The sequence below is a fragment of the Priestia sp. SIMBA_032 genome, from assembly GCF_046535215.1.
Taxonomy (GTDB): Bacteria; Bacillota; Bacilli; order Bacillales; family Bacillaceae_H; genus Priestia; species Priestia aryabhattai.
In genome coordinates, this window is the sequence record NZ_JAWRXD010000463.1 from 1 (window position 1) to 283 (window position 283).

At 35.0% G+C, this 283-nt stretch carries 1 protein-coding gene; it reads right to left on the minus strand.

Annotated elements, in window-relative coordinates; translation table 11 throughout:
• On the minus strand, window positions 1–283 hold a 283-nt coding region (locus SB717_RS35165), incomplete at both ends, for a CamS family sex pheromone protein (protein ID WP_410907531.1).

The window sequence follows — 283 nt, forward strand, 5'->3', positions numbered from 1 at the left end:
ATAATAATAGCTTCTGGGCGTTCTACAGATTTAATCGTTACTTGTACTTTCATATAATTCGGGAAGTATTCCATAACAAGCCCTGCCACATATTGTGTAAAACCAATCATTTCAGCTTTTCCATTAAACTGGACAGGAATATCAAGCTTCATTTCTCTTAATTCATCATCTCTATACATACCAGTACCAATAACAGCTGTATAGTCGCCTTGGAAATAATCGCTTAGTTTTGCCTTAAAGTTGGATACTCTTGCAAGATCTTCACGTTTATTATCTGTTTTCG